At 71.6% G+C, this 24,965-nt stretch carries 24 protein-coding genes; 21 read left to right on the top strand and 3 right to left on the bottom strand.

Annotation, left to right across the window (positions count from 1 at the left end):
- Positions 1-184, top strand: a 184-nt coding sequence (locus ACFXOA_RS20695) for a transposase (RefSeq protein ID WP_385030283.1), incomplete at its 5' end; no start/stop codon positions are given.
- Positions 185-374: 190 nt separating this feature from the next.
- Positions 375-821: a hypothetical protein gene (locus ACFXOA_RS20690; RefSeq protein ID WP_385030280.1), complete on the top strand. Its 447-nt coding sequence runs from the start codon at positions 375-377 to the stop codon at positions 819-821.
- A gap of 100 nt (positions 822-921) precedes the next feature.
- Here the strand turns inward: ACFXOA_RS20690 and ACFXOA_RS20685 are convergent, their stop codons facing one another.
- A complete protein-coding gene (locus ACFXOA_RS20685; protein WP_385030277.1) occupies positions 922-1,905 on the bottom strand; it encodes a helix-turn-helix transcriptional regulator in 984 nt (327 codons plus the stop codon).
- 152 nt (positions 1,906-2,057) lie between these two features.
- Between ACFXOA_RS20685 and ACFXOA_RS20680 the strand changes: the two genes are divergently transcribed.
- Both ACFXOA_RS20680 and ACFXOA_RS20675 read left to right on the top strand, forming a co-directional pair.
- Positions 2,058-2,426, top strand: a complete 369-nt coding sequence (locus ACFXOA_RS20680) for a hypothetical protein (RefSeq protein WP_385030274.1) — start codon at positions 2,058-2,060, stop codon at positions 2,424-2,426.
- A complete protein-coding gene (locus tag ACFXOA_RS20675; RefSeq protein ID WP_362546054.1) occupies positions 2,423-2,743 on the top strand; it encodes a (2Fe-2S)-binding protein in 321 nt (106 codons plus the stop codon). Before ACFXOA_RS20680 ends, ACFXOA_RS20675 begins: the two co-directional genes overlap by 4 nt.
- 170 nt (positions 2,744-2,913) lie before the next feature.
- On the opposite strand, the gene ACFXOA_RS20670 is transcribed toward ACFXOA_RS20675, so the two are convergent.
- On the bottom strand, positions 2,914-3,315 hold the full coding sequence (locus ACFXOA_RS20670) for a TIGR03618 family F420-dependent PPOX class oxidoreductase (RefSeq protein WP_362546057.1): 402 nt from the start codon (positions 3,313-3,315) through the stop codon (positions 2,914-2,916).
- A gap of 138 nt (positions 3,316-3,453) precedes the next feature.
- Between ACFXOA_RS20670 and clpB the strand changes: the two genes are divergently transcribed.
- From clpB to ACFXOA_RS20655, 3 genes are all read left to right on the top strand, one after another.
- Complete coding sequence (clpB, locus tag ACFXOA_RS20665) at positions 3,454-6,054, top strand: ATP-dependent chaperone ClpB (protein ID WP_385030270.1); 2,601 nt, start codon at positions 3,454-3,456, stop codon at positions 6,052-6,054.
- A gap of 391 nt (positions 6,055-6,445) precedes the next feature.
- The gene (locus ACFXOA_RS20660; RefSeq protein WP_385030267.1) at positions 6,446-7,714 is read left to right on the top strand and encodes an MFS transporter; all 1,269 of its coding nucleotides are present in this window, start codon (positions 6,446-6,448) and stop codon (positions 7,712-7,714) included.
- A 70-nt stretch (positions 7,715-7,784) separates the two neighbouring features.
- Positions 7,785-8,339 carry a YbjN domain-containing protein gene (locus tag ACFXOA_RS20655; RefSeq protein WP_385030264.1) on the top strand — a complete coding sequence of 185 codons (555 nt, stop codon included), beginning with the start codon at positions 7,785-7,787 and terminating at the stop codon, positions 8,337-8,339.
- Positions 8,340-8,413: 74 nt separating this feature from the next.
- Here ACFXOA_RS20655 and ACFXOA_RS20650 read toward each other — a convergent pair whose 3' ends face one another.
- A complete protein-coding gene (locus tag ACFXOA_RS20650) occupies positions 8,414-9,595 on the bottom strand; it encodes a pyridoxal phosphate-dependent aminotransferase (protein WP_385030262.1) in 1,182 nt (393 codons plus the stop codon).
- A 695-nt stretch (positions 9,596-10,290) separates the two neighbouring features.
- On the opposite strand from ACFXOA_RS20650, the gene ACFXOA_RS20645 reads away from it, so the two are divergent.
- The 14 genes from ACFXOA_RS20645 to ACFXOA_RS20580 all read left to right on the top strand — a co-directional run bounded on the left by ACFXOA_RS20645 (position 10,291) and on the right by ACFXOA_RS20580 (position 24,874).
- Complete coding sequence (locus ACFXOA_RS20645; RefSeq protein WP_385030259.1) at positions 10,291-10,812, top strand: DUF2617 family protein; 522 nt, start codon at positions 10,291-10,293, stop codon at positions 10,810-10,812.
- Between the two features lie 204 nt (positions 10,813-11,016).
- The gene (locus ACFXOA_RS20640) at positions 11,017-12,615 is read left to right on the top strand and encodes a polyamine aminopropyltransferase (protein WP_385030256.1); all 1,599 of its coding nucleotides are present in this window, start codon (positions 11,017-11,019) and stop codon (positions 12,613-12,615) included.
- A gap of 76 nt (positions 12,616-12,691) precedes the next feature.
- A complete protein-coding gene (locus ACFXOA_RS20635; protein WP_385030253.1) occupies positions 12,692-13,708 on the top strand; it encodes a carbon monoxide dehydrogenase in 1,017 nt (338 codons plus the stop codon).
- A 29-nt stretch (positions 13,709-13,737) separates the two neighbouring features.
- Positions 13,738-14,571, top strand: a complete 834-nt coding sequence (locus ACFXOA_RS20630) for an aldose 1-epimerase (RefSeq protein ID WP_385030250.1) — start codon at positions 13,738-13,740, stop codon at positions 14,569-14,571.
- 32 nt (positions 14,572-14,603) lie between these two features.
- Positions 14,604-15,143, top strand: a complete 540-nt coding sequence (gene pyrE / locus ACFXOA_RS20625) for an orotate phosphoribosyltransferase (RefSeq protein ID WP_385030247.1) — start codon at positions 14,604-14,606, stop codon at positions 15,141-15,143.
- A gap of 167 nt (positions 15,144-15,310) precedes the next feature.
- Entirely contained in the window at positions 15,311-16,342 is a 1,032-nt protein-coding gene (gene fbaA / locus ACFXOA_RS20620; RefSeq protein WP_362667638.1) for a class II fructose-bisphosphate aldolase, read from the top strand.
- 79 nt (positions 16,343-16,421) lie between these two features.
- Positions 16,422-17,597 carry a MalY/PatB family protein gene (locus ACFXOA_RS20615; RefSeq protein ID WP_385030244.1) on the top strand — a complete coding sequence of 392 codons (1,176 nt, stop codon included), beginning with the start codon at positions 16,422-16,424 and terminating at the stop codon, positions 17,595-17,597.
- Positions 17,598-17,681: 84 nt separating this feature from the next.
- A complete protein-coding gene (locus ACFXOA_RS20610; protein ID WP_385030241.1) occupies positions 17,682-19,247 on the top strand; it encodes an MFS transporter in 1,566 nt (521 codons plus the stop codon).
- A 3-nt stretch (positions 19,248-19,250) separates the two neighbouring features.
- Positions 19,251-19,664, top strand: coding sequence for a DUF3151 domain-containing protein (locus ACFXOA_RS20605; RefSeq protein WP_362546098.1), 414 nt, complete (start codon positions 19,251-19,253; stop codon positions 19,662-19,664).
- A 156-nt stretch (positions 19,665-19,820) separates the two neighbouring features.
- Positions 19,821-20,669, top strand: coding sequence for a tryptophan 2,3-dioxygenase family protein (locus tag ACFXOA_RS20600; RefSeq protein WP_385030238.1), 849 nt, complete (start codon positions 19,821-19,823; stop codon positions 20,667-20,669).
- Positions 20,662-21,849, top strand: a complete 1,188-nt coding sequence (kynU, locus tag ACFXOA_RS20595) for a kynureninase (RefSeq protein ID WP_385030235.1) — start codon at positions 20,662-20,664, stop codon at positions 21,847-21,849. The genes ACFXOA_RS20600 and kynU overlap by 8 nt, the downstream gene beginning before the upstream one ends.
- A 117-nt stretch (positions 21,850-21,966) precedes the next feature.
- Positions 21,967-22,842, top strand: a complete 876-nt coding sequence (locus ACFXOA_RS20590; RefSeq protein WP_385030232.1) for an alpha/beta hydrolase family protein — start codon at positions 21,967-21,969, stop codon at positions 22,840-22,842.
- A gap of 74 nt (positions 22,843-22,916) precedes the next feature.
- The gene (locus ACFXOA_RS20585) at positions 22,917-24,209 is read left to right on the top strand and encodes a sensor histidine kinase (protein WP_385030229.1); all 1,293 of its coding nucleotides are present in this window, start codon (positions 22,917-22,919) and stop codon (positions 24,207-24,209) included.
- Positions 24,206-24,874, top strand: coding sequence for a response regulator (locus tag ACFXOA_RS20580; protein WP_385030226.1), 669 nt, complete (start codon positions 24,206-24,208; stop codon positions 24,872-24,874). Before ACFXOA_RS20585 ends, ACFXOA_RS20580 begins: the two co-directional genes overlap by 4 nt.
- The last annotated feature ends 91 nt before the right edge of the window (positions 24,875-24,965 follow it).

The following is a 24,965-nucleotide window of genomic DNA, read 5'->3' as shown; positions in this document are numbered from 1 at the left end:
CAAACTGGTCAACAGCCTCAAAGGCGTCTCCTCCCGGCGGCTGCGCCAAGAGTTCCCCGACCTCGTCCGCCACTACTGGCGGGCACAACGACTCTTGTCCGGCTCGAACTTCGCCGGGTCCGTCGGCGGCACACCGCTCAGCATCGTGAAGCAGTACATCGAGCAGCAGAACCGGCCGCACTGACCCGGGCCGAGGTGAACAGTGCGGATCCGCGCCCACAGCCGACGTCAGAGCAGCTCTCAGATTCGCTTCACCACCGGGCTGAAGCCCGGTGCACTGCGAATAGTCCCGGTAGCGGGCCGGGTGCTGGTAGATGTGCCGCAGACGGGCACCGCGGCCCATGGCCGTACGGGCGTTGTCGAGGGCCCGTTCCATGAGGCTCGTGGGCCGGTCGCTGCCCGGCTGGGCGGTGAGGACCTGCTCGTCGACGAAGGCGCTCGCCTCCCGCAGCGCCGCCTCGATCGCGGGCCTGCCGTCGAGGACCGTGATCGCCAGGTCCGGGTCGGCGCTGGCCGCAGAGGTCAGGGGGACGAGCGAGCGGCTCAGGGCCGAGGCCAGCCGCACGCGCTCGTCCAGCTCGCGGGTGAGCGGCTGGAGCAGATCCGCCAGAGCGGCGGACGGCGGTATGGGGCGCATCCGGTCGGTGTCACCGGGATCAGGCCGCAGGAGACCCATGTCCACCAGGCAGGGGGCGGCCGTCAGGCCGGAGCGGGGGATGCCTCCCGCGGCCAGCGCCCGCTCGTACAGCTCCAGGCCGGTGGCGCACAGCTTCCCCGGGTGGTGCGGATGCTCCACGTTCGGCTCTTCGATGGTGATGTGACGCCCCCTCACTTCATGCAGTGCACGATCATGACCGTGGCGCGGACGCCACTCCTGGGAGAGAGTGGCACTGGACCGTCCCGGTCGGGCGGCTCACGCCGTCAGGAGTCCTGGTCCAGGATCCCCGAGCGGGCGATCAGATACCCGAGCTGGGCCCGGCTCGTACTTCCGAGCGTGGCGGACAGCTTCGCGACGTGGGCGCGGCAGGTGCGGACGTTCATGCCGAGCCTGCGGGCTATGGAGTCGTCCACATGTCCCTCGACGAGGAGTTGGGCGATGGAGCGCTGAACGCCGCTCACACCCTTGGTGGGCGGGTCGTACCGCGGTTCCCCCAGCAGCGGCGAGGCGCGGCTCCACAACTGCTCGAAGACCTTCACCAGATAGTTCACGAGCCCCGGGTGCCGGAGTTCCAGGGCGACCTGGTCGTCGTTCTGCGCGGGGATGAAGGCCACCGTACGGTCGAAGACGAGGAGGCGTTCTATGAGCTCCTCCAGGGTGCGTATCTCCACCTTGTCCTGGGACAGGCGCGCGGCGTAGGCGAGTGTGCCCTGGCTGTGCCTGACGGTGTGCTGGTACAGCGTGCGCATGGCGACACCCCGGTTGACGACCGAGAGCGCGCGTTCCAGACCCTCGCTCAGACGGTCCTCGCCCCGGTCCCCGCCCGGCTGGACGGTGAGGACCTCGGTGCGGCACTCGGCCGTGGCGAGATCCAGCGCGGCGTTGATCCTGTTGCCGCCCTCCAGCACCGTGATGGCGTGGGTGGTCGGCGGGTCCTGTGCGCTGATGTCCATGAACGGTTCGAACGATTCGGCCAGTTCGACCGAGCGCCGGCGCCGCTCCTTGATCTCCCGCTCCAGGGGGTGCAGACGCTGCGCCAGCGCGGCGGACGGTGGGACGGGCCGCAGCCATGTCGTATCGTCCGGGTCCGGGTGCAGGAGCGCGAAATCCATCAGGCAGGGTGCGGACGCGGCCTCGGCGCGGGAGATCCTTCCGGAGCGGAGTGCGCCGGCGTAGAGGCGCTTTCCCTCATCGCACAGTTCGGTGATCCCGTGAGGATGTGTCTGTGTTGTGTCACTTGTGGTCATATCTCCACCCCCCAGGTTCCTGAACATGCAGGAACATGATGCATCGTCCCAGTGGCGTTGGGGGGGCCAGGTGAGACATCGTCGTGGAGGCGGGGGAGAAGAATCCACAAGTGAGGACGAAGCCGACTATGTATAAGCGAATGCTTCGCTCGGTGCTTGCCGCCGCTTTCGTCGGGGCCCTGGGCCTTGGCGTGGCGGGCGGGGCGGCCGGAACCGGCGAGATCAGTTGGTCCGAGCAGGCGTCGGCGCCTGGTGAGATCAGCTGGTCCGTGCAGGCGGCGTCGGCGCCTGGTGAGATCAGCTGGGGGATGCCGGCGGCCGCTCCCGGCGAGATCAGCTGGTCCGTGCAGGCTTCTGCTCCCGGTGAGATCAGCTGGGTGGCACCTGCTGCCGCCGCTCCCGGTGAGATCAGCTGGTCCGTGCAGGCATCGGCGCCTGGTGAGATCAGCTGGGTGGCACCTGCTGCCGCCGCTCCCGGCGAGATCAGCTGGAGTGCCCCGACGGGTGCAGTAAGCGCATGACCACCCCACCGGACGACCGCACCTTCCGGCGGGAGATGGCCACGGCCTACCGCTCAGGGTGGCATTTCATCGATCTGCTCACGGCACTGACCCGCCAGGGCGATTCGTTGATGGTCACCCTGTTCGGAGAGCCGATCGTCGTCGTGATGGAAACCGAGGACGATATTCGCGCCTATCGGTGTCTTCGCCGGCCGCGTGGAGCTCCGCAGCCCGTCCGCTGTGCCGTGAGGTACGGCATGATTTTCGTGAATCTCGATCAGCGCGACCACGAGCTGTTCGAACCAGAAGCCATTTCCGCCACCCCCCGCAGTGCCTGAACGATTCCCCCGTCGTTACCGATCGTTCCGGCACTTCCCCCACACAACGGCGCCATCGTGACCTGAACACGATGGCGCCGTTGTGCTGCCCGGAATTATTCGTTTTCCGGGACGGGGAGAATTCCTGAATTCCCCGAAGACCCCGAAGCCCCGAAGTGCCCGGGCGCCGGTCAGGCGTTCCCGAGGGCCCGGTCGACGGCGATCTCGATGACGATGCGCTCCGGGTTGTGGCGCGGCGTCCGTTCGTAGCGCTCGGCGTAGCGGCGTACGGCGTCCTCGACCTGTGCGGCCTCGGTGCGGACCACCGCCACGCCTTCCAGGGTCGCCCAGCGGCGCCCTTCCATCTGGCAGACCGCGACCCGGGCGCCCTCAGGGCCCGCCGCCAGGACGTTCGCGGTCTTCCTCGTGTTCCTGCCGGTGATGACCCGCGCGATCCGGGTCTCCGGGTCGTACGTCACCCCCACGGGCACCACGTGCGGCGTTCCGTCGGGGCGGAGCGTGGTCAGGGTGCACACATGGCGCTCACGCCAGAAGGCGAGATATCCGGTGCCGGGGTTGCGTACGTCAGGCATGGGTTCAGCCTAGATACAGCGGTGTCTTCGGGCCGGTGGGGTCCCCGGACCAGCCTTGAGTGGAATAGACTCAACTTTGTACTCGTTGATCGAGTCATAGTTACGTCGGACCACCAGCACGAGGAGGAGACAGCGCCCGTGGACGCCGAGCTGACCAACAAGAGCCGCGACGCCCTCAACGCGGCCACGAGCAGGGCCGTCAAGGACGGCCACGCCGATCTGACCCCCGGGCATCTGCTGCTCGCACTGCTCGCGGGTGAGGACAACGCGAACATCACCGATCTGCTGGCCTCGGTCGAGGCCGACCAGGTCGCCGTACGGCAGGAGACCGAGCGGGTCCTCGGGGCGCTCCCCAGCGTCACCGGGTCGACCGTCGCCCCGCCCCAGCCGAGCCGGGAACTGCTCGCCGTGCTGGCCGACGCCGACCAGCGGGCCAAGGAACTCGGCGACGACTACCTGTCGACCGAGCACCTGCTGATCGCCATCGCGGCGAAGGGCGGCCGTGCCGGTGAGATCCTCGACGGGCAGGGAGCCGGCGCGAAGAAGCTGCTGGACGCATTCGAGAAGAGCAGGGGAGGGCGCCGGGTGACCACTCCGGACCCCGAGGGCCAGTACAAGGCGCTGGAGAAGTTCGGTACGGACTTCACGGCGGCGGCCCGGGAGGGCAAGCTCGACCCGGTCATCGGCCGTGACCAGGAGATCCGCCGCGTGGTGCAGGTGCTGTCGCGCCGCACCAAGAACAACCCGGTCCTGATCGGTGAGCCCGGCGTCGGCAAGACGGCCGTCGTCGAGGGGCTCGCCCAGCGCATCGTCAAGGGGGACGTCCCCGAGTCCCTGAGGAACAAGCGGCTGGTCTCGCTCGACCTCGGCGCGATGGTCGCGGGAGCCAAGTACCGCGGTGAGTTCGAGGAGCGCCTGAAGACCGTCCTCTCCGAGATCAAGGAGAGCGACGGGCAGATCATCACCTTCATCGACGAGCTGCACACCGTCGTCGGCGCGGGCGCCGGCGGCGACTCCGCGATGGACGCGGGCAACATGCTCAAGCCGATGCTCGCCCGTGGTGAACTCCGCATGGTCGGCGCCACCACGCTCGACGAGTACCGCGAGCGCATCGAGAAGGACCCCGCCCTGGAGCGCCGCTTCCAGCAGGTCCTGGTCGCCGAGCCCTCCGTCGAGGACACCATCGCCATCCTGCGTGGGCTGAAGGGCCGCTACGAGGCGCACCACAAGGTGCAGATCGCCGACTCCGCCCTGGTGGCGGCGGCGACGCTCTCCGACCGCTACATCACCTCCCGGTTCCTCCCCGACAAGGCCATCGACCTCGTCGACGAGGCCGCCTCCCGGCTGCGTATGGAGATCGACTCCTCGCCCCTGGAGATCGACGAGCTCCAGAGGTCGGTCGACCGGCTCCACATGGAGGAGCTCGCGCTCAGGAACGAGAGCGACGAGGGCTCCAGGCAGCGCCTGGAGAAGATCCGCCGCGACCTCGCCGACAAGGAGGAGGAGCTGCGAGGGCTCACCGCCCGCTGGGAGAAGGAGAAGCAGGGCCTGAACCGCGTCGGTGAGCTCAAGGAACGCCTCGACGAGCTCCGCGGCCAGGCCGAGCGCGCCCAGCGCGACGGCGACTTCGACACCGCCTCCAAGCTGCTGTACGGGGAGATCCCCGGGCTGGAGCGCGAGCTGGCCGAGGCGGACGAGGAGGAGCGGGAGGCCTCCCGGGACACCATGGTCAAGGAGGAGGTCGGCCCCGACGACATCGCTGACGTCGTCGGCGCCTGGACGGGCATCCCGGCCGGACGCCTGCTGGAGGGCGAGACCCAGAAGCTGCTGCGCATGGAGTCCGAGCTGGGCAGGCGGCTGATCGGCCAGACCGAGGCCGTCCGGTCCGTCTCCGACGCCGTACGCCGTACCCGTGCGGGCATCGCCGACCCCGACCGGCCCACCGGGTCGTTCCTGTTCCTCGGCCCCACCGGGGTCGGCAAGACGGAGCTGGCCAAGGCGCTCGCCGACTTCCTGTTCGACGACGAGCGGGCCATGATCCGCATCGACATGAGCGAGTACAGCGAGAAGCACAGCGTCGCCAGGCTCGTCGGTGCCCCGCCCGGCTACGTCGGCTACGAGGAGGGCGGTCAGCTCACCGAGGCGGTGCGCCGGCGCCCGTACAGCGTGGTGCTGCTGGACGAGGTCGAGAAGGCCCACCCCGAGGTCTTCGACATCCTGCTCCAGGTGCTCGACGACGGCCGGCTCACCGACGGGCAGGGGCGGACGGTGGACTTCCGCAACACCATCCTGATCCTGACGTCCAACCTCGGCAGCCAGTTCCTCGTCGACCCGTCGACGGAGCCGGAGGCCAAGAAGGAGCGGGTCCTGGAGGTCGTACGCGTCTCCTTCAAGCCGGAGTTCCTGAACCGGCTCGACGACCTGGTGGTGTTCTCGGCCCTCTCCGGCGACGAGCTCGCCCACATCGCGGGGCTCCAGGTCGCCCGTCTCGCCGCCCGGCTGGCGGACCGCCGTATCCACCTCGACGTCACCCCGGACGCGCTGGCCTGGCTGGCCCAGGAAGGCAACGACCCGGCGTACGGCGCCCGGCCGCTGCGCAGGCTCATCCAGACGGCGATCGGCGACCGGCTCGCCAGGGAGATCCTCGCGGGCGAGGTCAGGGACGGCGAAACCGTGCGGGTCGACCGCGCGGGTGACGGCCTTGTCGTGGGGCCGGTGGCAGAGGCCAAGACCCTGTAGGGGACCCGTCCCGGGCCGGCGGGGCGCGCGGCGGGCCACGGCTCCGTCGGCCGCGCTGCCGGCCCCCTCCGCGCGGTGCGGGGTGACGCTGACACATGTGAAGCGCATGTGTCAGCGTCACCCCGCTTTCATGCGTGCATCAGGCATGCACCTTTGGCGGAGTCCGTCCACCAAATTGAGCCGAAAATTTCCCGGCCTTGGCCGAATGATGCGATGACTCCGTCTTGATCGACGCTCTTTGTGCCGGGGCGATACATATCTACGCCCTCGTCTGGGTGCCGGAACGCCCGGGGCGGTATTTCGTGATCCGCGTGTCTTCGGACACTCCGGGGCATTTTATTTTGCACCCGACGGCGTTCGTCCGGAATTCGGATAACGGTAAGGTGCCTGCATGACTGAGCGGATACCTGACGAGGCGGGCACGGAACCGGAGGAGCACGGAAGCGGCAATCTCATTCAGCAGAGTGAATTTCGTGCCATGTGGGCGGCCTTCGCTCAGTCCGTGCTGGGCGACCAGCTCGCCCGGGTGGCGCTCTCACTCCTCGTGTTCGAACGCACCGAGTCGGCGGGCTGGACCGCGGCCACCTACGCGCTGACCAGCCTGCCCGCCCTGCTCTCCGGGGTGCTCCTGACCGGACTCGCCGACCGTTTCCCGCGGCGCTCGGTCATGATCGGCTGCGACCTGGTGCGCGCCGTACTCGTCGGACTCATGGCGCTTCCGAGCATGCCGCTGCCGCTGCTCGCCGGGCTGCTGGTGCTGGCCCAGCTCGCGGAGGCGCCGTTCGGGGCGTCGCAGGGGGCCCTGATGCCCGCCGTCCTGGGGGAGCGGCTCTACGAGCGCGGCCAGCGGGCCATCATGATCACCCATCAGACCGGCCAGCTGATCGGGTTCGCGCTCGGCGGGGTGATCGTCGTCTGGCTGGGCAGCCACCTCGCCCTCGGGCTGAACGCCCTGACCTTCCTGATCTCGGCGACCCTCATCAGACTGGGCGTGAAGTCCCGGCCCCTGGACAGGGAGGCCGGTGCCGCACCCAAGCGGATGCACACCCAGGTGGGCAAGGCCGCCGCGCTCATCTGGTCGGACCCCCGGCTGCGCTCGCTGATCGCCCTCGGCTGGCTGGCGGGGTTCATCGTGCTGCCGGAAGGCCTGGCCGCGCCCTTCGCGGAGGAGGCGGGAGCGGGCGCCGCGTCGGTGGGATTGCTGCTCGCGGCCCATCCGGCCGGCATGGTCCTCGGGGCGGCACTCCTGGGCCGTCCGGGCTTCGACGCCGAACGGCGCCGCAGGCTGCTCGGACCGCTCGCCGTCGGCGCCAACCTCCCGCTGGTCGTCTACTGGGCCGGTCCGGGGGTGGGACTCGCTCTGCTGGTGCTGCTGGTCTCGGGTATCTGCTCGGCGTACCAGGTGACCGCGGGGGCGACCTTCGTGCTGCTCACACCGCCCGACCAGAGGGGGCAGACCCTCGGACTGGCCAGGTCGGGGCTGACCGCCATGCAGGGCATCGGGGTCGCGGGAGGCGGCCTCGTCGCCGAGCTCACCGACTCGTCGGCCCGGACGATCGGCATCGCCGGACTCGTCGGCACGCTGTGCGCCGTGCTCGTCGCGGTTTCGTGGTCGCGGGCCAGGGGAACGAGCGCGGGGACGATTCCCCTGAGCGCGTAGGACCGCCGGCCGCGATCGCGGCTAGGGTCGGAGCCAGGAAACCACGTGCGATCCACAGGAGTACCCAGCGATGTCTATCGACCCGTCCTCGATCCCCAACTTCGGAGGACAGCCCGAACCGCAGGCGACCGGACCCGAGGGCCCCGTGGTCCCCGACCAGGACCTCGTCAAGCAGCTTCTCGAGCAGATGGAGCTGAAGTTCGTCGTCGACGACGAGGGCGACCTCGCCGCCCCGTGGGAAGACTTCCGGACGTACTTCATGTTCCGCGGTGAGGACGAGCAGCAGGTCTTCTCGGTGCGGACCTTCTACGACCGCCCCCACGTGCTGGACCAGCGCCCCGTCCTGCTCGACGCGATCGACGACTGGAACCGCCGCACCCTGTGGCCCAAGGTCTACACCCACGCCCACGAGGGCGAGGAGGGGGCCGCGGGTTCCGTGCGGCTGGTCGGCGAGGCGCAGATGCTCATCGGTACCGGCGTGAGCCTGGAGCACTTCGTCTCCTCGACGGTCAGCTGGGTGCGCGCGTCCATCGAGTTCGACAAGTGGCTCGTCGAGCGCCTGGGCCTGGCGCCCGAGGAGAAGCCCTCCGAGGGCGACGCCGCCACGGAGCAGTCCGAGGGCTGATCCGGTGGACGGACCACGAAGGCCCGGTGCGGAGCGCGGTCCACGCTCCGCACCGGGCCTTCGCATGGGCGGGGTCAGGCCCCCCTCAGGCCCTTCAGGCGGCTGACCGCCTCTTCCAGCACCTCCGTCCGCTTGCAGAAGGCGAAGCGCACGAAGGGGGCGCCCTGCTCGCGGTGGTCGTAGAACACGGCGTTCGGGACGGCGACCACCCCGCAGCGCTCCGGGAGCGCCCGGCAGAAGGCGAATCCGTCGGAGCGGAGGCCCAGCGGACGGATGTCGGTGGTGACGAAGTACGTCCCGGCCGGCCGGTACACCTCGAAGCCCGCCTCGGCCAGGCCCGCGCCCAGCAGGTCGCGCTTGGCCCGCAGATCCTCGCGCAGCCCGTCGAAGTAGCTGTCGGGCAGCCGGAGGGCCTCGGCGACGGCGTACTGCAGGGGGCCGCCGGAGACGTACGTCAGGAACTGCTTGGCGGAGCGGACCGCGGCGACCAGATCCGGACTCGCGGTGATCCAGCCGATCTTCCAGCCGGTGAGCGAGAACGTCTTGCCGGCACTGCTGATGGCGACGGTGCGCTCGCGCATGCCGGGGAAGGACGCGAGCGGGATGTGCTCGCCCTCGAAGACGAGGTGTTCGTAGACCTCGTCGGTGACGACCAGCAGGTCCCGCTCGCACGCGAGCTCGGCCACCGCCGCCAGCTCCTCGCGGGTGAGCACAGTGCCGGTGGGGTTGTGCGGGGTGTTGAGCAGGATCAGCCGGGTCCGGGGCGTCACCGCGGCGCGCAGCTCGTCGAGGTCCAGCCGGTAGACGCCCTCATGGGGCCGGAGCGTGACAGGGACGCGGACGCCGCCCGCCATGGCGATGCAGGCCGCGTAGGAGTCGTAGTACGGCTCCAGGGCGATGACCTCGTCGCCGGGCTCCAGGAGGGCCAGCAGGGAGGCGGCGACCGCCTCGGTGGCTCCCGTGGTGACGAGGACCTCGGCGTCGGGGTCGTACTCCAGGCCGTAGTGGCGGGTCTGGTGCGCTGCGACGGCGGAGCGCAGTTCCGGGATGCCGGGACCCGGCGGGTACTGGTTGCCGAGGCCGGAGAGCAAGGCCCGGGCGGCGACCTCCCGGATCTCCTCGGGGCCGTCGGTGTCGGGGAATCCCTGGCCGAGATTGATCGATCCGGTCCGCGCGGCCAGCGCCGACATCTCGGCGAAGATCGTCGTGCCGAACTCGGCGAGGCTGCGGTTGAGCAACGGTCGTCCCTGTGTCATGCGCGCCATCCTGTGCCGAAGCTCTGGAGTTGCTCAAGTCTGCTTTGGCCCCGGCGGGGCGTGGGAATCCACCCGTCAGTCGAGAAGCGTGACCTCGCTTCGGGGGACGGAAGGGCGTGAGGTCGATGGTGTTGGTCGTCTTGATCGTGGTCCTGGGCATAGTCGCGGCGGGAACCGTCGCCGTCGTCTCGGGATCGGCCGGCCGGAAGAGGCCGTCGGGTCGCGGCGGGCGGCGCGGGAGCGGCGGCGGCTCCGACGGCGGCAGCTGGTGGGCCGGCGACAGCGGCGGTGACAGCGGGGGCGGTCACCACTCCTGTGGTGGCGGGCACTCGTGCGGTGGTGGCGGCTGCGGAGGCGGAGGCGACTGAGCCCGCCTCGTCCGAGACGGGTCCGCCCGCCCCGTACGGGGGGCGGGGCGGGCGGACCTGAGGTGTCCGGTGGGATGAACTCCCCCCGGACACCTTTTCGTTGAGCCACCTGGAACAGATGAACCGTGCCGCCCCCTGAGGGATGGAAACCACGGCAAGTTGGGTAAAAGCGCTGTGAGCGCGACGTACTTCGTGATTGCATCGATGTAGAGAACATTCAGCCCCCGGACACCAGTTGGGCCGGATCGGGCTCCCTTCCCCCATGGTGCGTGCCGCGCGGGGGTACCTCCTGTCCCTGTGTCCCTGTGTGCCCTGCGGAGCCGATCCATGCTCACGACCCTTCAGACCTCCTATTCCGACACCCGAGCCGCTGATCTCGCATGGACACTGGGCCGTGAACCGCTCCCGGCCCTCGCCGTCCTCGATCTCGAACTGTCCGGTGCGAAGGTCCAGTTGCGGCTGCTCGGCGCCTCGCACCAGGTCCTGCTGGAGGAGGAGCGCCGCACGTGCTCGGAGACCGTCGCCTGCCTGCCGGGCAGCAGCGCCCCGCTGCCGCTGGGTGTCGCCGAGAGCGTGGGCGACTGGGACTACGAGTTCGCCGCACGGGTGGAGACGCTGTCCGAGGGCTCGTTCGCCGGGCGGGCGCAGGAGCTGCTCGCGCTCGTCGCCGACCACCCTCAGGGGCTCGCGGGGACGTTCCCCGGCAGCCCCCACGCGTTCACGGCGATGCTTGCTCAGCGGGCGGAGGGGCAGGTGCGCTGGCGGACCTGGCACGCGTATCCGCAGGAAGGGCAGCTGGTCGTGACCCGTACGTCCGTGCGCGCGCGGGTGCCCGCGGCGGTCGCTTAGGGGCGGGCGGCGCGTAGCGCCGGAGGCCGAGGGCGGTCGTCGGGAGGGGGCCGTCGCGTGCCGGGCGCCGCGGGGCGGCCGCGCGGCCACGCGTGCGCCGGCCCGTGAGGTGGGGCGCGGCAGGCGGAGGGTGTCCGCGGGCGGAGTCACTTACACCCGTGTGGGTGACAAGAAGTGTCGGATCGGTCACGTAGCGTTCATTTCATGATCGACCAGCAGATACCGCTGAGGGGGAGCGCGGCTCCGCTCCCCGTACGGCCGAGGACCGGCCGTCTCCTCGTGCTGGCCGCGGTGTTCGTCTGCGCGGCGTGCGGGCTGGTGTACGAGCTCGAACTGGTCGCGATGGCCTCGTACCTGATCGGGGACTCCGTCACACAGGCATCCGTGGTGCTGTCCGTGATGGTGTTCGCCATGGGGGTCGGGTCGCTCCTGGCGAAGCGCCTGCGTGGCCGTCCCGCCGTCGGGTTCGGGCTGATCGAGGCGGCTCTCGCGCTGGCCGGCGGCACGTCGGCGATCGTCCTGTACGCCTGCTTCGCGTGGTTCGGGGAGTCGCGGCACGCGCTGGTCGGCTTCTCGTTCGTCATCGGAGTCCTGATCGGTGCCGAGATCCCGCTGCTCATGACGCTGATCCAGCGGGTCGACCGGCAGGACGCCGGAGGGGCGGTCGCGGACCTCTTCGCCGCCGACTACGTGGGCGCGCTGGTGGGCGGGCTCGCCTTCCCCTTCCTGCTCCTGCCGATGATGGGGCAGCTCACCGGGGCGCTGTTCACCGGCACGGTCAACGCCGCGGCGGGCGGCGCGCTGGTGCTGTGGGTGTTCCGGCGCGACCTGACCCGCCGCTCCCGCTGGCTGCTGATAGCCGTGAACGGGCTGGTGATCGCCCTGCTGGCCACGGCCTCGGTCCTGGTGGACGACTTCGAGCGGGCCGCCCGCCGTGCGGTGTACGGGGAGAGCGTCCGGGTCGCGGTGCGGACCGGGGTCCAGGAGGTGGTCCTCACGGGTGCCCGGCACGGCCCGCTCGACCTCTACCTCGACGGCCGGCTCCGGGTCAGTTCGCGCGACGAGTACCGCTACCACGAGGCGCTCGTGCAGCCGGCGATGAGAGGCAGCCACCGGCGGGTGCTGATCCTGGGAGGGGGCGACGGGCTGGCCGCCCGGGAGGTGCTGCGCCACCCGGACGTCGAGACGCTGGTGGTGGTCGAGCTCGATCCGGCCGTCACCCGGTTGGCCCGCGCGGACCCGGCGCTCTCCGAGCTGAACGCGCACGCCTACCGGGACCCGCGGCTCACGCCGGTCACGGCGGACGCCTTCACCTGGCTCCGGCACAACCGTGACCGCTTCGACGTGGTCGTCTCGGACCTGCCCGACCCCGGTATCACGTCCGGCGCCAAGCTGTACGCGGCCGAGTTCTACGGTCTGGTCGCCAGGACACTGGAGCCCGGCGGGCGCCTGGTGGTGCACGCGGGCTCGCCGAGCAGCGGACCGGAGACGTTCTGGACGGTGGAGGCGTCCGTCAGGGCCGCGGGCCTGCGGACCCTGCCGTACCGCGTCGACGGGCGGCTGACCGGCTTCGCCGCAGGACCGGAAGGGCCCGGTGGCGGCACGGACGCACCCCGCGACTGGGGCTATGTGCTGGCGGGCCGGCAGACGCCGCGCGTGCCGGGCGCGGGTCCGGGCGCACCGGCTCCGCGGGCTCTCGGGGCGCGGGAGTTGTCCGCGGGCAGCCGGGCGATGGAGAGGGCCCGGCCCCGCGAGGTCCCGCCGTCGACCTTGGTCCACCCGCGATACCAGGAGGACCACTGAGCCTCGCGGCGCCGGCCACGCGCGGTGTCCGGGGTATGGAGGCGGGGACGGCCCGGGCTGAGTACGCTCGGTCGGTATGGAGCATGAGGTGTTCGTTCCGGTACCGGCCCCGTCCCTTCGGCGGACGCTGGGTGACCCCGCCCGTCTCGCACGCTGCGTACCGGGACTCCAGCAGGACGCCGATACGTCGGCGGGCCCGCTGGCCGGCCGGCTGAAGTTTCGCGCCGACGGCCACACGATCACGTACCGGGGCGTACTGACCGTACGGTCCTCGGCAGAGGACGACTCCTTCTCGGTGAACGGAGAGGGCACGGAGGCGCGGGGCACGGGCTCGGCGAAGCTGGCGCTGACGATCGGTCTCAGGGAGACGGACGGCGGGACGACGCTCGCCTTCAGCGGCACGGCGAGCGGTGACGGGCGCATCGTGGAGCTCGAGGACGCGGCGGCCCTCGCGGCGGCGACCCGGCTGCTGGACCGCTTCACGCAGCAACTGGTGACGGAGTCCCTGGCCACGGGGGACGGAAAGCCGGAGTCCGGCGCGTCCGGCCCCGGCGCGCCCGCCGCCGGTCCGGTGGTTTCCGAGGGGGCCGACGGTACGCGGGCCCGGACCTCCGCCGACGGAACGGATCCCGTCGCGGAATCCGAGGAGCCGCCTTCGGAGCAGGAGCCTTCCTCGGAGCAGGAGTTGTCGTCGGGGGAGGGGGCACAGGCGGGGCGGGAACCGGCCGGCAGCTCTGCGGACGACTCCGAAATCAACTCCGAAAGCGACTCCGCAGGCGACTCCGACAGCGATTCCGACAGCGGCTCAGTTTTCGACACCCCCGTGCCGCCGCCCGCGCTCGACCCCTCCGCGGAGCTGGAGTTCACCGTGCCGGACGAGCCGCCCGCCGAGGCCGCGCACGCGCGGCGCACCATGATCGGCCGCAGCACGGAGGAGGTCGACCACGCGCCGCCGCGCGGCCGGTACGCCCCGGTGCCGGCACCGGAGGCGGGCGCCGCCGGCATCACGCTGCGCTGGGCCGCGCCAGCTGCCGCCCTGGCGATCGCCTCCGCCGTGGTGGTGAGCCGGGCTCTGCGGCGGCGAAGGCCCTGAGAGGAGCCCGGCGCCAGTAGTGTCGGAGGGTGAGCAGAGCTGCGAAGAACGCCCGGCTGACCGCCGGCGACGTCGAATTGACCGTTGACCCCGAGAACGGCTGCCGGATCAGCAGCCTGCGGATCGGGGGCACCGAACTGCTGCGCCAGGGCGAGCGGTACGGCTGCTTCCCCATGGTGCCGTGGTGCGGCCGTACCGAGAACGGCCTGTTCCGCAACGGCGGTGAACTGCACCGGATGCCGCTGAACGCCCCGCCGCACGCCATTCACGGCACGGGCCGGGACACCGCCTGGCAGCTCGCCCGCCAGGGTGACGCGGAAGTGGCCTTCTTCTACGACCTGGCCGACCCGTGGCCGTACGAGGGCCGGGTGACGCAGTCCTTCGAACTCACCGAGGAGACGCTCACGCTGACCCTCGGCATCGAGACGTACGGGGATTCCTTCCCCGCCCAGGCCGGGTGGCACCCCTGGTTCCTCAGGAACCTCGGCGCCAAGGACGTGCTGATCGACTTCGACCCCGCCTGGCAGGAGGAGCGCGGCGACAACCACCTGCCGACCGGCCGCCGTATCGATCCCTCCCCGAGCTCCCAGCTGCGTTCGAGCTCGGGCGACCCGATCCCCGGCACCTGGGACGACTGCTTCGGGATGCCGGAGGGTGTCGATGTGAAGCTGACCTGGCCCGAGCAGCTGGAGCTGACGGTGAGGAGCCGGGACGAGTGGGTGGTGATCTACGACGAGCAGGCGGAGGCGGTCTGCGTGGAGCCGCAGTCCGGCCCGCCGAACGGGCTGAACACCGCTCCGCGGCTGGTCACACCGATCGAGCCGCTGGAGATCGCGACGACCTGGAGCTGGGTGCGGCTCTGAACCGTCGGCCGTCAGCGCTTACCCTCGTGGACATGACTGACGTACGTGCTGAGCTGCTCCAGCAGATCAAGGACAAGGCCGTGGTGCACGGCAAGGTGACCCTCTCCTCGGGTCTTGAAGCCGACTGGTACATCGACCTGCGCCGGATCACGCTGGACGGCAAGGCCGCGCCGCTGGTCGGCCAGGTGATGCTCGACGCCACCGCCGACCTGGACTACGACTGCGTCGGTGGTCTGACGCTCGGCGCCGACCCGGTCGCCACCTCGATGCTGCACGCCTCGGCGGCGCGCGGCACGAGCCTGGACGCCTTCGTCGTCCGCAAGGCGCAGAAGGCCCACGGGATGCAGCGCCGCATCGAGGGCACGGACGTCAAGGGCCGCCGCTGCCTCGTCGTCGAGGACACCTCGACGACCGGTGGCTCGCCGCTGACCGCGGTGGAGGCGGTCCGTGAGGCCGGCGGCGAGGTCGTCGCGGTCGCCGTGATCGTGGAGCGCGGCGCGGCTCCGGCCATCGCCGAGGCCGGTCTGCCCTATGTCCACGTGTACTCGGTGGCCGACCTCGAACTGGCCTGACCTGCGCATTCTCCGCCGTGCTCCCCGTTTCACGTGAAACGGGGAGCACGAGTGCGACGGGCAGCGTGGAGCCGGAGCGAGAGTCTGGGAAGATAAGGGCGACGATGACGTCGCCCCCAGGTCAGGGACCAAGCAACGCACACCCGCACATCCCAAGGAGCGGACAGATGCCCATCGCAACCCCCGAGGTCTACGCCGAGATGCTCGACCGGGCGAAGGCAGGCAAGTTCGCCTACCCGGCCATCAATGTGACGTCGACCCAGACCCTGCACGCTGCGCTGCGCGGCTTCGCGGAGGCGGAGAGCGACGGCATCGTCCAGATCTCCACCGGTGGTGCCGAGTTCCTGGGCGGCCAGCACAACAAGGACATGGTCACGGGCGCTGTGGCCCTGGCCGAGTTCGCGCACATCGTCGCCGCCAAGTACGACATCACGGTCGCGCTGCACACGGACCACTGCCCCAAGGACAAGCTGGACACCTATGTGCGTCCGCTGATCGACGTCTCCGCCGAGCGTGTCGCCAAGGGTCTGAACCCGCTGTTCCAGTCGCACATGTGGGACGGCTCCGCCGAGACCCTCGCCGACAACCTGGCCATCGGCCAGGAGCTGCTGGCCAAGGCCGCCGCCGCCAAGATCATCCTCGAGGTCGAGATCACCCCGACCGGTGGCGAGGAGGACGGCGTCACGCACGAGATCAACGACGAGCTGTACACGACCGTCGACGACGCGCTGCGTACGGCCGAGGCGCTCGGCCTGGGCGAGAAGGGCCGCTACCTGCTGGCCGCGTCCTTCGGCAACGTCCACGGTGTCTACAAGCCGGGCAACGTCGTCCTGCGCCCCGAGCTGCTCAAGGACCTCCAGGAGGGTGTCTCCTCCAAGTACGGCAAGCCGGCCGGCAGCCAGCCGTTCGACTTCGTCTTCCACGGCGGTTCGGGCTCGACCGCCGAGGAGATCGCCACCGCGCTGGAGAACGGCGTCGTGAAGATGAACCTCGACACCGACACCCAGTACGCCTTCACCCGCCCGATCGTGGACCACATGTTCCGCAACTACGACGGCGTGCTGAAGGTCGACGGCGAGGTCGGCAACAAGAAGGTCTACGACCCGCGCAGCTGGGGCAAGTCCGCCGAGGCGGGCATGGCCGTGCGTGTCGCCGAGGCGTGCGCCAACCTGCGCTCCGCCGGCACCAAGCTGAAGTAACCACGTCACGGACGTACGACGGGCCCGGTCCTCCCCTCGGGGGGCCGGGCCCGTTCCGTGCCCCGAGGAGAGGACCGCTGTGAGCACGCCCGCGCGCTACGACTTCGACACCGTCATCGACCGCCGGGGCACCTGGTGTGTCCAGTGGGACGGTGTCGCCGACCGCTTCGGGGTGGACGGGCTGCTGCCCTTCACCATCTCCGACATGGACTTCGAGACCGCCCCCGAGGTCCTCGCCGCCCTGCGGGCCCGGCTCGACCACGGGGTCCTCGGTTACACCACATGGCAGCAGGACGACTTCCGGTCGGCGGTCGCGCACTGGTACGAGAGCCGGTACGGGACCCCCGTCGACACCGGCCGGCTCGTCTACGGCCCCTCCGTCCTCAGCCAGCTCTCACAGCTGCTCCAGATGTGGACCGCCGAGGGCGAGGGCGTGGTGGTCCACACCCCTACGTACGACGGCTTCCGGAAGGCCGTCCTGGGGCTCGGCCGTGAGCTGCGGGGCGTTCCGGTGGGCGACGGGGACGCACTCGAACGCGAGCTGGCCAGGGCTGACGCCAAGGTCCTGGTGCTCTGCTCACCGCACAACCCCACGGGACGGGTCTGGACGGAGGCCGAGCTGCGCGGGATGAGGGACCTCGCGCGGCTCCACGGGGTGGCGGTGATCAGCGACGAGATCCACGCGGACTTCGTGCACGAGGGGCACACCCACGTCCCGTACGCGCGCATCGCCGGGGACGGGCCGGGGGAGGGCCGCTGGGCCGTCATCACCTCCGCGTCCAAGTCCTTCAACTTCCCGGCACTCACCGGTTCGTACGGGCTCATCGGCGACCCGGCCGATCGCACGGAGTATCTGCGCCGCATGGAGACGGCCGAGGGGCTCGCCTCTCCGGCCGTCCTGTCGCTGACCGCGCACATCGCGGCGTACCGCCGGGGCGCGGCCTGGCTGGACGCGGTCCGCGCCTACACCGCGGGGAATCTGGCGCTGGTGGCCGAGCGACTGGACGCGGCGTTCCCCGAGCTCGCCTGGGAGCCCCCGCAGGCCGGTTATCTGGCGTGGATCGATGTGCGTCCCCTGGGTGTGGACGACGAGGAGCTGCAGCGGGTGCTGATCGAGCGGGAGAAGGTCGCGATCATGCCCGGCGCGGTGTACGGGGCGCCCGGCTTCCTGCGGCTGAACGTGGGGTGCCCCCGGACCAAGGCCGAGGCGGGGGTGTCCGCCCTGGTACGCGCGCTGCGCACCGTGGCGGGGTGACACTCCGGTGCCGCGCACCCGCGGGCAGGGCCGGCGGGCGGGATCTGAATGGCCACCGGACCCGGCCGCGGTGATGCTGCTCGTATGACTGACGCGGTGGGTGCTGACGGCGAAGGCGGTGCGGGCCGGGTGACCGGCGGAGGCGGCGAGAACGGCGGGGGCGGCGGCGGTGCGGCGGGTGGGGACGGTGCCGGGATCCGGGTCGCGTCGCCCGTGGGCCGGTGGGTCGTCCTGACCACCGTGCTCGGGTCGAGCATGGCCCTGCTCGACTCCACGGTCATCAACGTGGCGCTCCCGCGCATCGGTGAGGACCTCGGCACCGACCTGGCCGCCCTGCAGTGGACGGTCAACGCCTACATGCTCACGCTCGCCGGACTGATCCTGCTCGGGGGCGCCCTGGGGGACCGGTTCGGGCGCCGGCGGGTGTTCGTCCTCGGGGTCGTCTGGTTCGCCGCCGCGTCGCTGCTCTGCGGGATCGCGCCGAACGCCGAGGTGCTCATCGCGGCCCGTGCCCTGCAGGGCGCCGGAGGCGCGCTCCTCACCCCGGGCTCGCTGGCGATCATCCAGGCGAGCTTCCACCCCGACGACCGTGCCCGGGCGGTGGGTCTGTGGTCCGGGCTCGGAGGGGTCGGGGCGGCCGTGGGCCCGTTCCTGGGAGGGTGGCTGGTGGACGGCCCGGGCTGGCGGTGGGTCTTCCTGCTCAACCTGCCGCTCGCGGCCGTCTGCGTACCGGTGGCCCTGCGCCATGTGCCCGAGTCCCGGGACCCCACGGCTCACGGCCGGTTCGACGTGCTGGGCGCGGCCCTCGCCGCCCTCGCGCTCGCACTGGTCACCTACGCGCTGATCGAGGTGCCCGAGCAGGGGGCGTCCGCCCTGGTGATCGGTGCGGCCCTCGGCGGTGTCGTCCTCGGGGTGGGGTTCGTGCGGGTGGAGCGGCGCCGCGCCGACCCCATGGTGCCGCCGTCGATCTTCGCCTCACGCCAGTTCACGGCCGTCAACATCGTCACGTTCTGCGTGTACGCGGCTCTCGGCGGTTTCTTCTTCCTCTCCGCGATCCAGCTCCAGGTCGTCGCCGGGTACTCGGCGCTCGGCGCGGGCACCGCACTCCTGCCGACGACGGTGCTCATGCTGCTGTTCTCCGCCTCCGCCGGTGATCTCGGACGGCGCATCGGGCCCCGGATCCCGCTCACCGTGGGCCCGCTGCTGGCGGCGGCCGGGATGCTGCTGTTCCTGCGGGTCGGGCCCGGCGCCTCGTACGCGCGGGACGTGCTGCCGGCCGTCCTGGTGCTCGGCCTCGGCATGGTCACCCTGGTGGCCCCCCTCACCGCGACCGTCCTGGCGGCGGTGGACACCGGGCGGGCCGGGCTCGCCAGCGGCATCAACAACGCGGCGGCGCGGGCCGCCGGGCTGCTCGCCGTGGCCGCGCTCCCGCTGCTGGCCGGAATGGGACCGGAGGCCTACCGGGACGCCGGGGAGTTCGCCTCGACGTTCCGGAGGGCCATGCCGATGTGCGCAGGACTCCTCGTGGCGGGCTCGGTGATCGCCTGGTGGTCCGTGCGGAAGGTCCCGGCGGCACGCCCGGCGTGTGCGACACACTGCGGGGTCTCGGCCCCGCCCTTGGAGCCGGACGCCCGGCCCAGGCACACTTGAACCATGTCCATCCACGAGAACCTGCTCGGGGGCCCCGCCCCGACCCATCTGCCCGACGACCCGGAGCCGCGTGAGCTGCTCGCCGGCGGAACGGCTCCCGCCGACGTCGCGGCGAAGTACCCCACGTCCTCGCTGGCCTGGGCGCAGCTCGCCGACGAGGCGTTCGAGGGCGGCCGGGTCATCGAGTCGTACGCCTACGCGCGCACCGGCTACCACCGGGGCCTCGACGCCCTGCGCCGCGCGGGCTGGAAGGGCCACGGCCCCGTCCCGTTCGAGCACGAGCCGAACCGCGGCTTCCTGCGGGCGCTGCACGCCCTCGCGCGCGCCGCGCAGGCGATCGGTGAGCAGGAGGAGTACGAGCGCTGCTCGACGTTCCTGCGCGAGTCCTCGCAGACCGCCGCGGACACCCTGGGCTGAGCGGCCCCCGTTCCACGGGCCCCGCCGGGCACGGTCCGGCGGGGCCCGGCGTGTCTCCGGGAGGGCCGTTAGGATGCCGGGCAGGGGACCGGAGCTCCACCCACCTCAGAGGAAGGGGCGGACCGCTACCCGGAAGCTCGTGTCGAGGAGACAGAAATGTCGACGTTCCACCCCGACCCCGAAGCCACCGGTGCGGAGACCCCGCACCTGGACTTCGCGGGCACGACTCCGTACGAGGACTATGTCCAGGCGGATGTCCTGACCCACCTCCAGCACCTCCGCTCGGACGATCCCGGCGAGATGGTCTTCCTGGTCACCACCCAGGTCATGGAGCTGTGGTTCACCGTCATCGTCCACGAGTGGGAGACCGCGGCGCACGCCCTGCGCGAGGACCGCATACCGGCGGCCAGGGACGCGCTGAAGCGCTCACTGCGTGAGCTGGAGGCCCTGAACGCCTCCTGGAAGCCGCTGGCGGCGCTCACCCCCGCCCAGTTCAACTCCTACCGGGGCGCGCTCGGCGAAGGGTCCGGCTTCCAGTCCGCGATGTACCGGCGGATGGAGTTCCTGCTGGGCGAGAAGTCCGCGTCCATGCTCGTGCCGCACCGGGGCGCGCCCCGCGTCCACGCCGAGCTGGAGAAGGCGCTGCACGAACCCGGGCTCTACGACGAGACGCTCGCCCTGCTCGCCCGGCGCGGGTACCCCGTACCACAGTCGGTGCTGGAGCGCGACCTGGCGCAGCGGTACGAGCCGTCGGCGGCGGTCGAGGCCGTCTGGGCGGAGATCTACTCCGCCCCGGACCAGAACGACGAGCTGGTGCGCCTCGGTGAGGTGCTCACCGACGTCGGTGAGCTGGTGTGGCGCTGGCGCAACGACCATCTGACCGCCACCCGGCGGGCGATGGGGTCGAAGACCGGCACCGGCGGGTCGGCCGGGGTCGCCTGGCTCGAGAAGCGGGCCACCAAGAACGTGTTCCCCGAACTGTGGACGGCGCGCAGTCATGTCTGACTTCAAGGAGCGCGCAGAGGCGCTCGACTCCGGTGACGAACTGGCTCCGCTGCGTGAGCTGTTCCTCCTCGACGACACCGTCTACCTCGACGGCAACTCGCTCGGCGCGCTGCCCCGGCACGTTCCGGCCCGGATGCAGGACGTGATCACCCGGGAGTGGGGATCCCTGCGCATCCGCTCCTGGGGCGAGAGCGGCTGGTGGACCGCGCCCGAACGGATCGGCGACCGGATCGCCCCGATCGTCGGCGCCGCCGCGGGCCGGATCGTGGTGGGCGACTCGACCAGCGTGAACGTCTTCAAGGCGGTGGTCGCGGCGACCCGGCTCGCGGACGAGGGCCGGGACGAGATCCTCGTCGACGCGACGACGTTCCCCACGGACGGGTACATCGCCGCCTCGGCGGCCCGTATGACGGGCCACCGGGTCGTCCCGGTCGCCCCGTCCGACGTGCCCGGCGCGCTCGGGCCGCGCACGGCCGCCGTCCTCCTGAACCACGTCGACTACCGGACGGGCCGGCTCCACGACCTGCCCGGCCTGACCGCGGCGGCGCACGACGCGGGCGCGCTCGCCGTCTGGGACCTGTGCCACAGCGCGGGCGCCCTCCCGGTGGGCCTGGACGCGCACCGCGTCGACCTGGCCGTCGGCTGCACGTACAAGTACCTGAACGGCGGCCCCGGTTCGCCGGCGTACCTGTACGTCGCCGAGCGGCACCAGGCGGCCTTCGACTCGCCGCTTCCCGGATGGACCTCGCACGCGGACCCGTTCGCGATGACCCCCGGCCACGTGCCCGCCGAGGGTGCCCCGCGCGGCCGGGTCGGGACCCCCGACATCCTGTCGATGCTGGCGCTGGAAGCGGCGCTGGAGGTGTGGGACGGCGTCCAGGTGGAGGCCGTACGCGCCAAGTCCCTCGCCCTGACGGACTTCTTCCTGGAGTGCGTCGCCGCCTACGTCCCGGAGGGGCGGGTCACCTCGGCCACCCCCGCCGCGCACGCCGAACGCGGCAGCCAGGTCTCGCTGCGGTGCGCCGACGCGGAGGCCGTGATGGGCGAACTCATCGAGCGCGGTGTGGTCGGAGACCTGCGCCGCCCCGACGTCCTGCGCTTCGGTTTCACCCCGCTCTACGTCGGTTTCGCCGACGCGGAGCGGGCGGCGCGGATCCTCGCCGAGGTGCTGGCGGTCTGACCTCCCGCCGCCGTGCGGACCCGGTGCTCCGGGCCCGTGCGGCGGCACACCGCCCTCCTGGTACCGTCCCCGCAGGTCAGTCCAGTCGGGCACAGGCGTAGGGCGGTTGGAGCATCCATGTCGGAATCTGCCGGGCGTGCACAGGACGTCGTCGAGGAAGAGTCGGCCTTCGCCCATCCAGCCGTCGCCCCCGACCGGTCCGCGGCCTACGGCAGCCACCCCGACCAGATGATCGACTTCTACGCGCCGCGAGACGGCCGGGACGGGGCGCCCCTCGTCGTCGTACTGCACGGCGGGGCGTGGCGGGCACCCTACGACCGGCTCCACGTCTCCCCGTTCGCCGGCTTCCTCGCGCGGCGCGGCTTCGCGGTGGCGAGCGTCGAGTACCGGCGCGGCGACGGCTCCCCGCGGCAGGAGGGCTCGGCGCCCGTGGCGGGCCGGTGGCCCGACACCTTCGACGACGTCGCCGCCGCGATGGACGCCCTGCCGGCCCTCGCCGCACGGGAGCTGCCCCAGGCGGACGTGCGCAGGACCGTCCTCACCGGGCACTCGGCGGGAGGGCAGCTGGCCCTGTGGGCCGCCGCCCGGCACGTGCTCCCCGAGGGCTCGCCCTGGCGGCTGCCCGCGTCGCCGCCGCTGCGCGGGGTGGTCGCCCTCGCGCCGGTCGCCGATTTCGCGAGCGCGGTGAAGCTGGACGTGTGCGGCGGCGCCCTGCACCAACTCCTGGGTACAGGAGTCGACTTCGAGGAGCGGAGCGCACACACCGATCCGGCCCGGCTGCTGCCGACGGGCATCGCGACGACGGTGGTCCAGGGGGTGGAGGACACCACCGTGCCTCCGGCCGTCCCGGACGCCTTCGTGGACGCGGCCGCCAAGGCCGGCGAGCTGGTGGGGCTGACCCTGCTGGACGGCGTCGGGCACTTCCCGCTGATCGACCCCGCCGCGGACGCCTGCGCGGTGGTGGCCGAGGAGATCGCCCAGCTGGCCTGGTAGTACTTGCGACGGACGCCTCAGGATCCTCACCACTGCGGACGCCCGGGGTCCCGGCCCGCCCCTACCGTGTGGGTGTGACCGACACCAGGACCAGTAGCCCGGAGTTCCGGCTGGCCGCCGACGCGATAGGCGGCCTGAGGCAGGACCTCTTCCACGACGTGTTCGCCTACCGGCCGCTCGGCCCGCTCGGTACCGGGGGGCCGGTGATGCGCCGGCTGCCGGAGGGGATACGGCGGTGGGCGGTCTGGTTCCCGCACGCGGTGGTGGCGGCGGTCGCGGGGATCGCCCTGCTCGAGGGGGTCATCCAGCAGAACGGGCAGTTCTTCGGCCTCGTTGCCGCCCTGCTGCCCGTCGCCGCGCTGCTGATGACGCTGGTCCGCCCCGTGCTGGCGTTCTGGGGCTCGATCGCGAGCACCCCGGTGGTGGCGCTCCTGGGCGGCGGTGACTGGCCGTGGGGGCCGAGCGCGTTCGTCTGCCACCTGGGTGTGCTGGTCGTGGTCGCCGCGCGGACCAGGCCGCGGGCCGCGGCCTGGATGTGGGTGGTCACCGTGGTCGTGGGCAGCTTCCTCAGCGAGATCGGCCCCGGATACTCCGACATCATGCCCATGGCCGTGGCCTCCGCGTTCGCCCTGCTGCTCGTCGCCATGGTGCGGGTGCGGCGTGACGCCGAGCAGGAGGTGACGGTGCAGCGCACGGTGACGGCCGTCGAGCGTGACCGGCGCACCCTCCTGGAGGAGCGCACCACCATCGCCCGCGAACTGCACGACGTCGTCGCCCACCACATGTCCGTCGTCGCCATCCAGGCCGAGGCCGCCCCGTACCGGGTGGAGAACCCGCCGCCCGAGCTGGAGCAGGCCTTCGCCACCATCCGGGAGAACGCGGTGGCCGCGCTCACCGAACTGCGCCGCGTGCTCGGCGTCGTACGCGCCGACGACTACGAGGTCCCGGACGCCCCGCAGCCCACCCTGGCCGACCTCGACCGGCTTCTGTCCAACGTCCGGGAGACCGGCCTGGAGACGGAGAAGACCGTCACCGGGGCCGTACGGGAACTGCCGCAGGGCATCGAGCTGTCGGCCTACCGGATCGTGCAGGAGGCGCTGAGCAACACCCTCCGGCACGCGCCTGGTGCCGCGGCGCGGGTGGAGATCGGTTACGTCCTGGGCGGTCTGGGGCTCCGGGTGGTCAACGGGCCGGCGAAGGGGCTGGTCAAGCCGTCGCCGGGCGCCGGACACGGGATCACCGGGATGCGGGAGCGGGTCGCGATGCTGAACGGGGAGATGACCGCCGGGGAGACCGAGGACGGCGGATACGAGATCGCCGTGTTCCTGCCGGTGCCCGCAAGGCACGACGGAGGTGAGGACGCGTGAGCGCACCGCCCGTACGGGTGCTGATCGTCGACGACCAGATCATGGTCCGCGAGGGCTTCACCGTGCTGCTCAACGCCATGCCCGGGATCGAGGTCGTCGGCGAGGCCGTCGACGGACGCCAGGCCGTCACGCAGGCAGCGGCCCTGCGGCCGGACGTCGTGCTGATGGACATCCGGATGCCGGACCTCAACGGCATCGAGGCGACCCGGGAGATCGTCGCCGCCGACGCGGACGCGAAGGTCCTCGTCCTGACCACCTTCGACCTCGACGAGTACGTGTACCAGGCCCTGCGGGCCGGCGCCTCGGGCTTCCTGCTGAAGGACGCCTCGGCCCGGCAGCTCGCCGAGGGGGTACGGGTCGTCGCGTCCGGCGAGGCGCTGCTCGCGCCGACGGTCACCCGGCGACTGATCACCGAGTTCTCGAAACTCGCCGAGGCGCCGAGGCCGCCCGCCATGGCGCGGATCGGCGACCTCACCGAACGGGAGACGGAGGTGCTGGTGCTGATCGCGCAGGGGCTGTCCAACCTGGAGATCGCCGCGCACCTGGTGGTGGCCGAGTCGACGATCAAGACACACGTCAGCCGGATCCTGGTCAAGCTCGGGCTGCGCGACCGGACCCAGGCGGCCGTCTTCGCCTACGAGGCACGGCTGGTGACGCCCGGATAGCGCCCGGGGCGCGGGCAAGCGGCCGCGCGTGCCCGGGCGCGGGGCGCGGTGCGGCGTCCGCGTGCGTCGGGGGCGGCTGGGTGCGGCGTCC

It is taken from the genome of Streptomyces sp. NPDC059166 (assembly GCF_042755185.1).
Taxonomy (GTDB): Bacteria; Actinomycetota; Actinomycetes; order Streptomycetales; family Streptomycetaceae; genus Streptomyces.
The sequence above is the reverse complement of the archived record's forward strand: the minus strand, read 5'-3'. Positions and strand labels throughout refer to the sequence as shown.

Bases quoted from the DNA above. Each gene is read 5' to 3' on its own strand.
- ACFXOA_RS20605 (WP_362546098.1), top strand. From the start codon at position 19,251: ATGTCCATCCACGAGAACCTGCTCGGGGGCCCCGCCCCGACCCATCTG.
- ACFXOA_RS20690 (WP_385030280.1), top strand. From the start codon at position 375: ATGAGGCTCGTGGGCCGGTCGCTGCCCGGCTGGGCGGTGAGGACCTGC.
- ACFXOA_RS20670 (WP_362546057.1), bottom strand. From the start codon at position 3,315: ATGCCTGACGTACGCAACCCCGGCACCGGATATCTCGCCTTCTGGCGT.
- ACFXOA_RS20675 (WP_362546054.1), top strand. From the start codon at position 2,423: ATGACCACCCCACCGGACGACCGCACCTTCCGGCGGGAGATGGCCACG.
- ACFXOA_RS20655 (WP_385030264.1), top strand. From the start codon at position 7,785: ATGTCTATCGACCCGTCCTCGATCCCCAACTTCGGAGGACAGCCCGAA.
- kynU (WP_385030235.1), top strand. From the start codon at position 20,662: ATGTCTGACTTCAAGGAGCGCGCAGAGGCGCTCGACTCCGGTGACGAA.
- ACFXOA_RS20640 (WP_385030256.1), top strand. From the start codon at position 11,017: ATGATCGACCAGCAGATACCGCTGAGGGGGAGCGCGGCTCCGCTCCCC.
- ACFXOA_RS20610 (WP_385030241.1), top strand. From the start codon at position 17,682: ATGACTGACGCGGTGGGTGCTGACGGCGAAGGCGGTGCGGGCCGGGTG.
- pyrE (WP_385030247.1), top strand. From the start codon at position 14,604: ATGACTGACGTACGTGCTGAGCTGCTCCAGCAGATCAAGGACAAGGCC.
- ACFXOA_RS20590 (WP_385030232.1), top strand. From the start codon at position 21,967: ATGTCGGAATCTGCCGGGCGTGCACAGGACGTCGTCGAGGAAGAGTCG.
- ACFXOA_RS20600 (WP_385030238.1), top strand. From the start codon at position 19,821: ATGTCGACGTTCCACCCCGACCCCGAAGCCACCGGTGCGGAGACCCCG.
- ACFXOA_RS20635 (WP_385030253.1), top strand. From the start codon at position 12,692: ATGGAGCATGAGGTGTTCGTTCCGGTACCGGCCCCGTCCCTTCGGCGG.
- ACFXOA_RS20650 (WP_385030262.1), bottom strand. From the start codon at position 9,595: ATGACACAGGGACGACCGTTGCTCAACCGCAGCCTCGCCGAGTTCGGC.
- fbaA (WP_362667638.1), top strand. From the start codon at position 15,311: ATGCCCATCGCAACCCCCGAGGTCTACGCCGAGATGCTCGACCGGGCG.
- ACFXOA_RS20660 (WP_385030267.1), top strand. From the start codon at position 6,446: ATGACTGAGCGGATACCTGACGAGGCGGGCACGGAACCGGAGGAGCAC.
- ACFXOA_RS20685 (WP_385030277.1), bottom strand. From the start codon at position 1,905: ATGACCACAAGTGACACAACACAGACACATCCTCACGGGATCACCGAA.
- ACFXOA_RS20645 (WP_385030259.1), top strand. From the start codon at position 10,291: ATGCTCACGACCCTTCAGACCTCCTATTCCGACACCCGAGCCGCTGAT.